At 40.9% G+C, this 13,098-nt stretch carries 17 protein-coding genes and 1 tRNA gene; 6 read left to right on the forward strand and 12 right to left on the reverse strand.

What is annotated here, in order from left to right; all coding sequences use genetic code 11:
• The 4 genes from WBM49_RS05520 to WBM49_RS05535 form a co-directional block, all read right to left on the reverse strand.
• The coding region (locus WBM49_RS05520) for an ATP-binding cassette domain-containing protein (RefSeq protein WP_424371063.1) at positions 1–457 on the reverse strand (457 nt) is incomplete at its 3' end.
• Complete coding sequence (locus tag WBM49_RS05525) at positions 457–1,239, reverse strand: MlaE family ABC transporter permease (RefSeq protein WP_424371064.1); 783 nt, start codon at positions 1,237–1,239, stop codon at positions 457–459. The genes WBM49_RS05525 and WBM49_RS05520, both read right to left, overlap by 1 nt.
• Before the next feature lie 139 nt (positions 1,240–1,378).
• The gene (locus WBM49_RS05530) at positions 1,379–2,170 is read right to left on the reverse strand and encodes a DUF2490 domain-containing protein (protein WP_424371065.1); all 792 of its coding nucleotides are present in this window, start codon (positions 2,168–2,170) and stop codon (positions 1,379–1,381) included.
• Between the two features lie 148 nt (positions 2,171–2,318).
• Positions 2,319–2,392, reverse strand: a tRNA-Met gene (locus tag WBM49_RS05535).
• Positions 2,393–2,530: 138 nt separating this feature from the next.
• On the opposite strand from WBM49_RS05535, the gene WBM49_RS05540 reads away from it, so the two are divergent.
• Together WBM49_RS05540 and WBM49_RS05545 are read left to right on the forward strand one after the other, a co-directional pair.
• Complete coding sequence (locus WBM49_RS05540) at positions 2,531–2,914, forward strand: START-like domain-containing protein (protein ID WP_424371066.1); 384 nt, start codon at positions 2,531–2,533, stop codon at positions 2,912–2,914.
• Between the two features lie 51 nt (positions 2,915–2,965).
• Positions 2,966–3,811: an aminotransferase class IV gene (locus tag WBM49_RS05545; RefSeq protein WP_424371067.1), complete on the forward strand. Its 846-nt coding sequence runs from the start codon at positions 2,966–2,968 to the stop codon at positions 3,809–3,811.
• On the opposite strand, the gene WBM49_RS05550 is transcribed toward WBM49_RS05545, so the two are convergent.
• The 5 genes from WBM49_RS05550 to WBM49_RS05570 form a co-directional block, all read right to left on the reverse strand.
• Positions 3,804–4,364: a YqgE/AlgH family protein gene (locus WBM49_RS05550; protein WP_424371068.1), complete on the reverse strand. Its 561-nt coding sequence runs from the start codon at positions 4,362–4,364 to the stop codon at positions 3,804–3,806. The genes WBM49_RS05545 and WBM49_RS05550 overlap by 8 nt on opposite strands.
• Before the next feature lie 117 nt (positions 4,365–4,481).
• Positions 4,482–4,754 carry an HU family DNA-binding protein gene (locus tag WBM49_RS05555; RefSeq protein ID WP_424371069.1) on the reverse strand — a complete coding sequence of 91 codons (273 nt, stop codon included), beginning with the start codon at positions 4,752–4,754 and terminating at the stop codon, positions 4,482–4,484.
• 175 nt (positions 4,755–4,929) lie between these two features.
• Complete coding sequence (fmt, locus tag WBM49_RS05560; RefSeq protein ID WP_424371070.1) at positions 4,930–5,877, reverse strand: methionyl-tRNA formyltransferase; 948 nt, start codon at positions 5,875–5,877, stop codon at positions 4,930–4,932.
• Positions 5,874–7,775, reverse strand: a complete 1,902-nt coding sequence (locus WBM49_RS05565; protein WP_424371071.1) for a RecQ family ATP-dependent DNA helicase — start codon at positions 7,773–7,775, stop codon at positions 5,874–5,876. Before WBM49_RS05565 ends, fmt begins: the two co-directional genes overlap by 4 nt.
• Positions 7,772–8,335: an AAA family ATPase gene (locus tag WBM49_RS05570; RefSeq protein ID WP_424371072.1), complete on the reverse strand. Its 564-nt coding sequence runs from the start codon at positions 8,333–8,335 to the stop codon at positions 7,772–7,774. The genes WBM49_RS05565 and WBM49_RS05570 overlap by 4 nt, the downstream gene beginning before the upstream one ends.
• A 90-nt stretch (positions 8,336–8,425) precedes the next feature.
• On the opposite strand from WBM49_RS05570, the gene WBM49_RS05575 reads away from it, so the two are divergent.
• The 4 genes from WBM49_RS05575 to WBM49_RS05590 all read left to right on the forward strand — a co-directional run bounded on the left by WBM49_RS05575 (position 8,426) and on the right by WBM49_RS05590 (position 11,126).
• Complete coding sequence (locus WBM49_RS05575) at positions 8,426–8,713, forward strand: DUF493 family protein (protein WP_424371073.1); 288 nt, start codon at positions 8,426–8,428, stop codon at positions 8,711–8,713.
• An 85-nt stretch (positions 8,714–8,798) separates the two neighbouring features.
• The gene (locus WBM49_RS05580) at positions 8,799–9,455 is read left to right on the forward strand and encodes a DUF4290 domain-containing protein (RefSeq protein ID WP_424371074.1); all 657 of its coding nucleotides are present in this window, start codon (positions 8,799–8,801) and stop codon (positions 9,453–9,455) included.
• A gap of 15 nt (positions 9,456–9,470) precedes the next feature.
• A complete protein-coding gene (gene murA / locus WBM49_RS05585; protein ID WP_424371075.1) occupies positions 9,471–10,778 on the forward strand; it encodes a UDP-N-acetylglucosamine 1-carboxyvinyltransferase in 1,308 nt (435 codons plus the stop codon).
• Between the two features lie 24 nt (positions 10,779–10,802).
• Positions 10,803–11,126, forward strand: coding sequence for a GNAT family N-acetyltransferase (locus tag WBM49_RS05590; protein ID WP_424371076.1), 324 nt, complete (start codon positions 10,803–10,805; stop codon positions 11,124–11,126).
• Here WBM49_RS05590 and WBM49_RS05595 read toward each other — a convergent pair.
• The 3 genes from WBM49_RS05595 to WBM49_RS05605 form a co-directional block, all read right to left on the reverse strand.
• Positions 11,120–11,536 (reverse strand): hypothetical protein, encoded by a 417-nt coding sequence (locus WBM49_RS05595; RefSeq protein ID WP_424371077.1) that lies wholly within the window; start codon positions 11,534–11,536, stop codon positions 11,120–11,122. The two genes, WBM49_RS05590 and WBM49_RS05595, sit on opposite strands and share 7 nt — an antisense overlap.
• Complete coding sequence (locus WBM49_RS05600; protein WP_424371078.1) at positions 11,537–12,538, reverse strand: pirin family protein; 1,002 nt, start codon at positions 12,536–12,538, stop codon at positions 11,537–11,539.
• Positions 12,539–12,627: 89 nt separating this feature from the next.
• Positions 12,628–13,092, reverse strand: coding sequence for a VOC family protein (locus WBM49_RS05605; protein WP_424371079.1), 465 nt, complete (start codon positions 13,090–13,092; stop codon positions 12,628–12,630).
• Positions 13,093–13,098: the final 6 nt, after the last annotated feature.

Here is a 13,098-nt window from a genome sequence, read left to right on the forward strand (position 1 = left end):
CCATCGTATGGGCCAGGCCTACACTTTCGAGGGCTTCCAGTACCAAGGGTGTAGTATCGGTAATATTGCCTAGCTTTTCTTTATGCCTTCGCATCGGAAATTCCAGATTTTCGCGCACTGTCATGGAATCGTACAACGCACTCCCCTGAAATAAAAACCCGATCTCTGAACGAAGTACATCCAAGGTCTCTCGATCTAGTGATTTAATTTCCTTTCCCATAACAGAAATGTAACCACTATCGGGTTGCATTAAGCCCACTAAACATTTAATCATTACAGATTTTCCCGAGCCAGACTTGCCCATGATCACAAGGTTTTCCCCCTTGTGGAGTTTCATGTTGAAGCCGTTGAGCACATGATTATCACCAAAACTCTTGTGAAGGTCTCGGATTTCCAGCATAATTTTCCTTGCCTCCGTCTTTTGTGCTGCTTGTACTATGTCCTTTTCTTTTTCCATTAGAGATCATAAAAAATATCCGAAATAAAAACTGCCACAAAATCAATAATAAACAGGAACATCGAGGTAAATACGACTGCCGTGTTGGCCGCAATACCGACCCCTGCTGTTCCTTTCTTGCTGTTGTAACCTTTAAAACAGCCTACTAGTCCAATGGCAAATCCGAAAAAAAATGATTTTGCTGTAGCTGGTATCAGATCGCCAAACGTTAAGGCATCGAAAACAGTATTGAAATAGAGTTGAAAGGAAACATTGCCTTTATAATACTCTACTAAAGCTGAGCCATAGAGTGCAACGGCATCACCAAGAATTACTAAAAGCGGCAGCATTAAAGTAGTTGCCAAAATACGGGTAACCACTAAATATTTAAAGGGATTAGTGCCGGAGACCTCCATGGCATCAATTTGTTCCGTAACCCGCATAGATCCCAGTTCAGCGCCAATACCCGAGGCGATACGTCCCGCACAAACCAAGGCCGTAATGACAGGTCCGAGTTCTCGGACAATTGAAATGCCCACCATATTGGGCATCATAGAAACGGCACCGAACTGTATCATTGTAGGACGGGATTGTAAATCTAGTACTAGTCCGATGATAAAACCTGTAACCAGGACCAGTGCGAGCGAACGGTTGCCCATTTGATAACACTGGCGTAAGAGTTCTTTGAACTCAAAGGGACGTTTAACAGCTTCCTTAAAAAAACGGCCCGCGAAAAAGGAAAGTTCTCCTATTTCAATCAGAAATTGACGTAATTTTTTCGGTAGATAGTATACCTGTGCCATTTTACGATTTTTGGAACCTGTCTAATCTCTAAATTAGCAAGTTTCGATGCGAATCGAAATGATATAGGTCATTTGTGAAGGTAGTGGGGTTTATTAATAGCAAATAAAAGCCCATATCAAAAGTAGGTCTGCTGATAACTTACTCTATGCCACCAATGGGATAATGAGGGAGGTTTTCATCGGATTCTTTCCTGAAATCTGGGGAGTAATAGAAAAAAAGGCGAAAGGTGTGGTTCAAATTGTATTCTCTGGCCGCGTACTGCTGCTGATATACCATCATATACCCATAATCTACTCTCAAATTCTTCCCTATCTGCTGATTAAACCCAAGAAAAAGCCGGTTCTGATCAAAAGTATTGTAAACGATCTCTTTTCCCGTATGAAACAAGATCTCATTAGAGATGGTTGGCCTGGGTAAGGTAGGTTTATTGAACACCTGCATGCTTGCAGACATAAGAAATCGGAATCTGTTTGAAAATCGAACACGGTCAACGGAGCCATCCGTGCTGTTTAGTACCTGGTGCCAGCGCTGTTCTGTACGGATTCGCTGTAAGAATGTAAGTTGTCCAAATACCGCGCGCCATAGGACCTGCTGGTAAATTCTTCGTTCCAGAGCATATTTTGTCCCAATATTAGTTTCAGTAGCGTTCCATAAGGCTGCAGTGCCTCCTACAAATGAAAACTGGTTGTTTACCCAATAGACACCACCCAATCGCAAAAAATAAAAATTGGGATCCTTAATGAAATTTTCCCTTCTTATATGTACGTCGCCAATTAACCCAAAATGCTGAGATAAGCGTACTGTGCTATTCAGGCTAGTCCAAAATTGGAATTGCTCAGTGGTTTGTCTCTCAATTCCTTCCTGTGCCTTAATAACGTATGAAAAAAATAGAAAGACGAGCAGAAAATTTAAGGTGTAATCTTTTTTCATAGAACGGCGAGCATTATAAAGCCCGGTTTTCCTGATAATATTCAATCAAATTGAAATTTTCTCAACTATTCCCTTCAGAATACCTGAAACATAAATAAATTTATTTATTAACACATAAAAAAAGACCACAAATAGTGGTCTTTTTTCGTAGCGAGAGGGAGACTTGAACTCCCGACCTCAGGGTTATGAATCCTGCGCTCTAACCACCTGAGCTACCTCGCCAAAGGTTTTGAAAGCGGCTGCAAATATAAAGTTTAATTTCCGCTACATCAAAATAAGGCTATCAAAAAATATTTATAGGAGATTATTTTTTTATCATATAGAAATATATATATTGTCCGAAGTTAAAAAATACCCCGAATGTCAGATAAAATTAAATTTGAAGTAGAATTTGTTATACAATCTTCACCGCAATTACTTTATCAATACCTTTCCACCCCTTCGGGACTTTCAGAATGGTTTGCAGATAATGTTAATTCCAGGGGAGAGATGTTTAATTTTATTTGGGACGGCTCGGAAGAGGAAGCTAAACTCCTGAAAAGAAAGAGCGATGAATTTATTCGCTTTGCCTGGGAGGATACTGAAGATGGCACTTATTTTGAAATGAAGATTATCGTAGATGAAATAACCAGCGATGTTTCATTGTTCATTACAGACTTTGCAGAAGAGGATGAAATAGAGGAGGCAAAAATGTTGTGGGAAAATCAGGTATCCAGCCTTAAACAGGTTCTGGGGTCCAAATAGAAATTCTTAAAGAAGCAGTATCTTTGGCCTTGAAATTTTCAAGGCTTTTTTATGATCAATTATGACGGGGAGTTACTGCAGGAATCATCTACTTACTTCAATGCCAACAATCGCGGATTTTCGCATGGAGACGCACTGCTAGAGAAGCTGCGAATCGCACCCAAAAAGATCTATTTCTGGGAAGATCATTACCTCCGTTTAATGGCCTCAATGCGCATTCTGCGAATGGAGATCCCTATGAATTTTACCATGGAATACTTAGAGGATCAACTCCTAAAAACAATACGGGAATCAGGGATGGAAGATTCTTCAGTATTAGTAAACCTGTATGTTTTTAGAAAAACACCTCAAAATGGGGCTGATCTTGAGAATGAAGTGTCTTTTCTTATTTCACCGCAGGTAGAAACGTCTGCTTTTTATATCAAAAATAACTCCTCTTACAGACTAGAGGTGTATAAAGATCATTTTATACAGGCCGGGATGATCTCAAATCTGTCTACCGTCAATGATCTTATAAATACCATCGGGAAAGTGTATGCCTCTGAAAATGGATATGACGACTGTATTGTTTTGAACGATCAGAAGAACGTGGTACAGACTCTGAGAGGGAATTTATTCCTGGTGAATCAAAATCATATTAAAACACCCCCCATTGCGGATGGTTGTGAGAATGGGATCTTGAGAAAAAAAATGATAGAGTTGCTGCGAAAAGTTCCTGATTATACCCTGGAGGAAGCATCTATCTCTCCTTTTGAAATCCAAAAGGCCGATGAACTATTTATTACGAATATAAAAGTGGGGATCCAATCGGTTACCCATTACAGAAAAGCAAGCTATAAATCAGTGGTAGCCGATGAAATCCTGGGGAAGTTAAATGCGCTGGCCCGACTTAGTTAAGGCTTGGATTTTCGGGAGCATTGGACCACAATAGATAGTCGCCTCCCAATTCCATCATTTTTTCTTTCCAAAAGGAGTTAGAGGATTTCTCGATGATCTCACTTTCGGAATGATTTTTTACAACGATCCATGATTTAGAATCTAGTTCCTGGTCTAATTGAAGAGAGGACCAGCCAGAGTAACCCAGGAAAAAGCGAATGTCTTTTGGGGTAATGATCCCTCTGTTGATAAGAGAAATGGTGGCATCAAAATCGCCTCCCCAGAAAATGCCATCTGAGATCTCTACACTTTCATTAATTAAATGAGGTACTTTGTGAATGAAGTATAAATTATCCTGTTCCACCGGCCCACCATTAAAAACAGGGAATGGGACGAGTATTTCGTTGACAAGATCGCTAATGTCATAGTCTAGAGGCTTATTCAGAATAAAACCCACTGAACCTTCTTCATTGTGCTCAGCGATCAACACTACAGACCTGTTAAAGGACACATCCCCTGTCAACGAGGGTTCAGCAATCAATAGCTTTCCTTTCTTAGGTTTAAGACTTGTCATTTGGGCACTTCCTTTTTTCTAAAATAGAATAAAACTACCTAACTACAAAAAAAATACACCTACAAAAAAAGCACTTCTTTATGGGAAGTGCTTTCAGTATATTATTTAGAACAAAAATTAGTTAACAGCGCCGCTCAAATCAGAACCTGCTTTGAATTTAACTACATTTTTTGCTTTAATATGGATGGTTTTTCCAGTAGAAGGGTTTCTTCCTTCTCTTGCGCTTCTTCTAGATACTGACCAAGATCCGAAACCAACTAAAGAAACACGGTTACCTTTTTTAAGAGATTTTTCAACATTCCCCAAGAAAGATTCCAAAGATTTTTTAGCGGCTGCTTTTGTGATGCCAGCGTCAGCTGCCATTGCATCGATTAATTCTGTTTTGTTCATAATTTAAGTAAATTAATTGTTGTTAAACATTTTAAAGCTCAAACAAATTTATACGGATTTGCCGTTAAGACAAGTAAAATCAAGGGAAATCGGGGTTTTTGTTGATAACTTGAAGGGTTTGTTGATAAAGTGGCATTTTTTTGATGAATTCTTTGAACCCAGTGTACACGGGACTTCAGAGAACATGCGCATTTTGTTCTAATTTCAATCCGTTTAAGACATCCTTTACCTCCATTTTTCGTTTCCCAGGGAGCTGAATTTCCTCTAGCCAGATATAACCTCCTGCCACTGCTACTTTAATACTCCTTTTGTCTCCTACAATCTTTCCAAAGGGCAAGGTATGATCTTCCCTTGTATAAGCTGCTTTATACACCTTGAGATAGGAAGTCTCCTCATCATTTACCAGAGTGGTCCAGGCAACAGGGTAGGGGCTAAGTCCTCTGATCTGGTTATAGATCTCTTTAATTGGCCTGTTCCATTTGATCTGTCCATGTTCTTTGGACAGCTTAGGAGCTTCTTTGAGCACTTCACTGTGCTTTTGGCTCACAGTCTTTGCTTCATCTTTTTCTATACGTTGCACGGTATTGATGACAAGCTCTGCGCCTAGAATCATTAAAGTATCGTGCAGAGAACCAGCGGTATCCTGTTCTGTAATCGCACATTCGGTCTGAGAGATTATTGCTCCAGTGTCTATCTTCTCATCAATAAAGAATGTAGTAACCCCCGTTTTTTCCTCTCCATTGATAATGGCCCAGTTAATAGGCGCCGCACCGCGATAATCTGGCAACAATGAAGCATGTAAATTGAAAGTACCGTACTCAGGCATTTGCCAGACTACTTTAGGCAACATTCTAAAAGCCACTACTACTTGTAGGTTTGCCTTGAGTTCTGCGAGTTGAGTTAAAAAATCTGCGGCCTTTAAATTTGTAGGTTGTAGCACATTTAAACCCAGTGAAGAAGCGTATTCTTTAACGGCCGACTGCCTCATTGCCTGGCCTCTACCCGCAGGGCGGTCTGGAGCCGTGATGACACCAACTACTTCGTAATTGTGTTCTATCAGTGCTTTCAAACTGGCAACCGCAAAATCCGGGGTCCCCATAAAAACAATCCTCAGTGATCTCATTTGCTTACCGTGTATTCATTATTAGATGTGATAATGATCTTTCCTTCTTCCAAAAGAAATTGTAACTCCTGTAATATTACTTCCCTATCCTTTCCTAGGGATTCAATTAGTTTTAGAGAAGAAACAGATTGATTTGCCAGCAGATCAAGAATGTCCAAATCTAAACTCTTTAATTCGTTTGTGCTTCTTTTCTCCTTTCGCAGGCATACATCGCATTTACCACAAACGGGACTATATTTTTCGCCAAAATATGCCAATAGCTGTCTGGTTCTGCAAGTTGAAGTGTTTTCTCCGTAAGCAAGCATAGCTTCAATGTTGCTGATCTTAAGCTGATTTAATTCTCTGATCTTGTGCGAAAATACATTGATGGTCCTCTCATCTTCTCTTGGCACCAGAAAAGTAAGTTCCATATCCTGCTTCTCGTGTTGAAAGTCGATGATTCCATCCATTTCGGCTTTTTTGAGCGTTGTGAATACGGTACTTTCGGCCACTTCTGCTTTTTTAGCAATCAATACGGTATTGATTCTTGTTGGGTATTCGAAAACCCCGCCATAGGTCCTTAATAGCACTTGTAAAATAAAAGCTTCATTAGAATGTGCTTCCAAATAGGAAAAAAGAGCATTTTTGGAAGCCAGAAATTGCACCGTTGTTTTATGAGAGAAATTTTGGGAAAGGGCGATCACGGAATGCTGATCTAACAATCGCATCCCATTGTATACCAGCGAAGTGTTTAGTTCATAGGTGTCGCAAAAATGATTAAAATTAAATGGAAAGGTCTCTTCATCAAGATTGCCATATGGGATTCGAAAATAATTGTTCAGTTTACTGTAAAGGAGCTTCATAAAGGCAATATCGGGCAGCACTTTTATGAATTGATTTAACAATTGTTCTTTATCATGGGCACTCACAAGTAATACGGCTTCTGCACATGCTCCATTCCTTCCTGCCCTTCCAGCTTCCTGAAAATAGTTCTCGATGCTTTCTGGCATTTGGTAATGGATAACCCTTGCTACGTCGGGTTTATCTATCCCCATTCCAAAAGCGCTGGTGGCTACCATAATTTGTTTCTTATTTTGTAGCCAACTCTGTAACTTTTTTTGCTTTTCATCCCGGCTCATTCCTCCATGAAAATAACTGGCGCTGATTCCTTTTTGACTCAGAAGCAGTGCCAACTCTTCAGATTTTCGCCTGCTCCTCACATATACAATACCACTTGCACCGTCTGCCTGACACATTTGCACAAGTCGTTGGTTCTTATTTTCCTGATAGGATACGCTATAAATAAGGTTTTCCCTGTAAAATGAATCTTTAACCAGAAGGGGTGCTCTAAGCTGCAGATTAGCCATGATATCTTTTGAAACCCTATCAGTGGCGGTCGCTGTCAAGGCAATGAAGGGCACTTCGGGGTGAAGTTCCCTCAGAATGGAACATTTTAAATAAGCGGGTCTGAAGTCTATGCCCCATTGAGAGATACAATGAGCTTCATCGATGGCAATAAGTTGCACATTCATCTGGCCGATCCTTTCCTGAACAATTTCCTGCTGCAGCCGTTCCGGGGATAAATACAAGAATTTGTAACCTCCATATAAACAGTTATCCAACAAGTTATTGGTTTCCTCAAAGGAGATTCCACCCGTTAGTGCCACTGCTTTTATGCCGCGTTGTTTCAATTGACTCACCTGGTCATTAATAAGGGCGATCAGGGGAGAGACCACCACGCAGATTCCATCGGTTACAAGGGCCGGAACCTGATAGCAAACAGATTTCCCGCCTCCAGTGGGGAGGAGGGCCAAAACATCCTTGCCATGTAGCACAGCCTCAATGATGTGTTTCTGTGACCCTCTGAACGAATCAAAGCCCCAGAACCTTTTTAGTATATTTTCGGGTGTCTCTTTCACAAAATCTCAGCAACCTTCGTTATTATATACGCTGTGCGCTCTTCCACACTTCCTTTGGGAACTATGAGGGCGGGATATTTAAATTCTTCATACATGGCCAGAAGTTCATTGTGAATGTCCTTTGCTTCCTGAAAAGTTTCCATTCGCTCTTCATCTGTCGCATATATTGCTTCCCAGGGTGGCAAAACAATCACATTATCATACCTGTGATCCCGGCATAAGGCGATGAAATCTTCCGGATAGGGCTGATCAAAATAACGCATGTACGCAAGAACGTCTGGAATTCCTCTATCGTAAAAAACAACTTTATGACGCAGCTTGTTACCCTCCTTAAAATGGGTAAGCCTGGCTTTTAATATATGCTGATTGAATGTAAAAGGATCCTGTACAAAGGCCAAAGGGTTGGTAACAAAGCTAGAAGGATCTCCCTGCTTTTTGGCTTCCAGGGTTAAATCCCGTATTACTTCATGAAAACAGAAATAACCTTTTTCTTCCAGCTTTTTTATCACCGAAGTCTTTCCTGTACCGGGACCACCCGTAATTACGATTCGTTTTGGCATTCTATCAATGTACTTGTAACACAAAAGTAAACAATACCCACATGGCTAAGAAATAAGTTGATTCCCTTTATATTTGTAAAAAGAAATTGCATGAATAAAGACAGTACAGATGAATTTTACTTGCGGTTAAAGGAAGAATTGTTACGAACAACGTCCTGGCCTTCTGATTACTTATATAAGTTTATAGTGCCTACAGATATGGCAAAGATCAAAGCAATACAGAATATTTTCGATAATTCAGGGGCCGTTATAGAGTCGAAAAAATCTAGCAAGGGAAAATATACCAGCCTCTCAGTAACGGTTAACCTGCCAGACCCGGAAGCCGTGATAGGCTATTATAAGGAAGTGGCCAAGGTAGAGGGGGTAATCTCCCTTTAAAATAGTTATTCTCCTATAATTTTCTTAATTTGCGTGCGTTAAGTAGTTACTTCCAAGCACATACAACAACTGTAAATAAATCACTTTGAATTTAGTAGAAAACCTAGAATACAATACTGAGCGCTCACAGCTCATTATTCCCGAATACGGTCGTCATTTTCAAAAAATGGTAGACTATGCTGTATCCATTGCAGATAGAGAAGAGCGTAATAAGGTTGCGCAATCTATCATATCCGTAATGGGTAACTTACAACCTCATTTAAGAGATGTACCAGATTTTCAGCATAAATTATGGGACCAATTGTTTATCATGTCCGATTTTAAATTGGATGTAGATTCTCCTTTTCCTATTACCAGTAAGGAATTACTTCAGGCACGTCCCGAACCTTTGGAATATCCACAGAACTTCCCAAAATATCGCTTTTACGGGAACAACATCAAGCGGATGATCGATGTGGCCATAAAATGGGAAAAAGGCGATAAGCGAGACGGACTGGAATACGCCATCGCCAACCACATGAAGAAGTGTTATTTGAATTGGAATAAGGACACGGTAGACGATAAGGCTATTTTTAAACACTTATTCGAATTGAGCGATGGACAAATTGATCTTGCTTCGGATGGTGAAAACCTTACAGACAGTGGGCAATTTCTAAAACAGCGGGTCACCAAGACCAGCAGGCCAAGCAGCTCCAACAAAAAAGGAGGACGCAGTAATAATAGGGGAAAGAAACGCTATTAATCTTCTGAAGGGTAGATGGGTACATTTCAAATAGAAGGCGGTCACAAACTACACGGTGAGATTACGCCACAAGGTGCAAAAAATGAAGCTCTGCAAATCCTTTGCGCAGTTTTATTAACTGCAGATAAAGTTACCATTCACAACATACCGGATATTGTTGATGTCAACAAACTGATAAAGCTTCTTGAAGATCTGGGGGTAAAGATCCAGAAAAAAGGGAAGGGTTCGTATACCTTTATGGCCGATGATGTGAATATGGATTATTTGTTATCTGATCAGTTTAAGCACGATGGCAGAGGTTTAAGAGGTTCCATTATGTTAGTAGGGCCATTACTTGCTAGGTTTGGAAAAGGTTATATCCCAAAACCAGGAGGCGACAAAATAGGACGCAGAAGGCTCGATACTCATTTCGAAGGCTTTATAAAACTTGGAGCCAGTTTCAGATATAATAAAGAAGAGCATTTCTACGGGGTTGAGGCAAAAAAACTCAAAGGGACCTATATGTTGTTAGATGAGGCCTCTGTTACCGGAACGGCCAACATCGTAATGGCATCAGTGCTCGCCGAAGGAACCACAACCATATACAATGCTGCATGTGAACCATACCTGCAACAACTTTGTAAGATGTTAAACAGGATGGGCGCCAAGATCAGTGGCATTGGCTCTAACTTATTGGTAATTGAAGGTGTTGCCCAACTTAAAGGCACCGAACATACCATGCTGCCAGACATGATAGAGATAGGTAGCTGGATAGGGCTTGCTGCCATGACTAAAAGTGAGTTGACCATTAAGAACGTTAGTTGGGAAAACCTGGGACAAATCCCCACGGTTTTTAGAAAATTAGGAATCACTCTGGAAAGGAAAGGCGACGATATATTTATCCCGGCACATACAAACGGTTATAAGATTCATAATTACATAGACGGATCTATTCTGACCATTTCAGACGCACCCTGGCCAGGTTTAACACCAGATCTTCTGAGTATCATCCTGGTTATTTCCACACAGGCGAAAGGTGAAGTGCTGATCCATCAGAAAATGTTTGAAAGCCGATTATTCTTTGTAGATAAACTCATAGATATGGGTGCAAAGATCATTCTTTGTGACCCGCACAGGGCAACGGTTATAGGGCACGATTTCAAATCGACCTTAAAATCGACCGTTATGGTGTCGCCAGACATCCGGGCAGGTGTCTCTCTCTTAATTGCTGCCTTATCTGCCAAAGGAACTTCTACGATTCATAATATTGAACAGATAGACCGGGGATACGAAAATATAGATACCCGTTTACAAGCAATAGGGGCAAAGATCACCAGGGTTTAACAGATTATACAATAACACACCGGCGTGGCAACAGATTATTCTAAAATCCCACTTATTAATAAGACGGAGGGTAGCCAAAAAAGATTTGAGCTTCATTTTGAAGGACAAATTGCCTACACCGAATACCTGCTCAACAAACTCGGGGTAATTTATTTGACCCATACCGAAGTTCCTGTTGCCCTGGAAGGGAAAGGGGTAGGAAGTGCACTCATTCAGAAAGTACTACATCATATCAGGGAGGAAGGACTTAAAATGGCACCTTTGTGTCCTTTTGTGGCCGTGTATTTAAAACGTCATCCCAACGAAGCCAAAGACTTGCTTGCCCCAGGCTTTCATATTGCTCAATAGGGCTGCTGAATCAACACATTCCATATAAAAAGGGCGGTCCAGACCACCGTTCTCCCCCAATTATAAGTTACCAATTGAGAGAGTGTCTTTTCAGAGTAGGAATTGGCTGAGATCTCTTTATGCCTAGGCACAAAAACCGTGAAGGTGAGCAGCCAGGCAATCAATACAAGGGTGAAGGACCCAATACTATAAACGGTCTTTTCTTGCTGCAAGAGGGAGCCGTAAAGCATCAATTGGCCCAGCATAAGCGGCAGGACGATAAAGGTAATGCGCGGGGTATATTTTTTATGCCAACCAACTAAACCTTCTTTCTGAAAGTGTAAAAAGCTGGGGTAAATCACCAGTTGTACGAGCCATATCAGTACAAGCAGGCCAAAATCTAAGAGTAGTCTTAAAGAATCTTCGTTCATTTATTTCTCAACCAGAGTGCCATCGGGATATTTAGCAAAACGGCCCTTGTTACGTTCATGCACATTATCCGGATAAGGCCAGGGCCATCCTCCAAACTGTGTAAGTCTGTATTCTTGCATGGCTTGTTCTATTTCTTGGTCTGTATTCATCACAAAAGGACCATATTTTGCAACCGGTTCCTCAATAGGTTTGCCCTGTAGCAGTAAAAAGTGAGCTGGTTCCAGACCATTGTTGGTTAGCAGAACTTCATTGCTATTTAATACTATGCCATTATTGGGCGCTATTCTGGTGCTATCGATCACACAGGATTCGCCTTCATAAAAATAAAGCGTTCTGTTGATTACCTCAGGGATAGAAGGGAAAGTGAAGCTGGCACCCGGCTCAAGATGAAGGTTCCAAATAGCCACCATATTTTCTTTAGACGCCGCCCATGAATCGGGAGCGGGGGTAGGTGCCGGGATATTGTTGTAATCTCCTGTGATAATTTTAAGGGATACCCCGTCTTTCTTCTGAAACGGGATGTCTTCATGCCATAGCATTTTAAAATGGGGGTCTGCCATCTTAGAAGCTTTTGGCAGATTTAGCCATATCTGAAAGAGTTCGAGAGGATTATCTTTTTCTTTTTCCAGTAATGGAAACATTTCGGAGTGTTGCACCCCTCTCCCAGCCGTCATCCATTGTACATCACCTTGCCCAAAACGACCTGCTGCGCCTAACGAATCTGAATGATCACAAAACCCTTTATTGACAATAGTAATGGTTTCAAAGCCCCGGTGAGGATGATAGGGAAATCCTGGTACGGTATGCCCGTGATACATGCGCCATCCCTGAGCATTCGGAGCAAAATCGTTCCCAAGTGAACGGCCCTCCAAAGAGGCTACCGGCCCCATTTCATCATTCCCTTTGGGATAATGGTCCAGATGATACACACAAAATAAAAAAGGATCTTCGGTTTCCCAGGGAAATCCAAGGGGCACTATCTTCTTAATGGAAACGGACATATAAGCTAATTTAGAGTCAAAAATAAGAATTGCTGTCCTCTCTATGTCTTATAGATATGTTAACGCCTAAGTTTAAGGAAACAATCTATTTACTTCCCAGCATCGTTAATCTCAATCCAATTCCCTTCAGGATCCAGAAGATATATCTGCCTAACTCCATCTGCCCTGTCGGTTATAGCCCCTTTGGTTCCGGACCAGTCCCAGAAAGAGATGTCAATTTTGTCAAGATGGGTGATAAACGTCTTCAGATCATCAATAGAGAGGCATAGGTGAGTGCTTTTGCTTTTTTCCTCAGGTACCCTTTCTTTCTGAATTAAGTGCAACTGAGATCTACCATCGATCGTAAACCACCGAAATCCGTCTGCATTACCAGGATGAGGAATACCTTCTAAACCCAAAACTTTCTGGTAGTAATCCCCTGTTGTAGAAAGGTCTTTCACAATCATTGAATAATGGTCTATTTCAAAGGAAAAGGATTGGGAAATACCAGTAAAACTAACGCCGAGAAAAAAAAGTAGTAGGGTGAAAGATTGGATACGCCTTTTTAAATTCATAAGATA

Origin of the sequence: Muriicola sp., assembly GCF_049669965.1 — a bacterium.
GTDB lineage: Bacteria > Bacteroidota > Bacteroidia > Flavobacteriales > Flavobacteriaceae > Muriicola.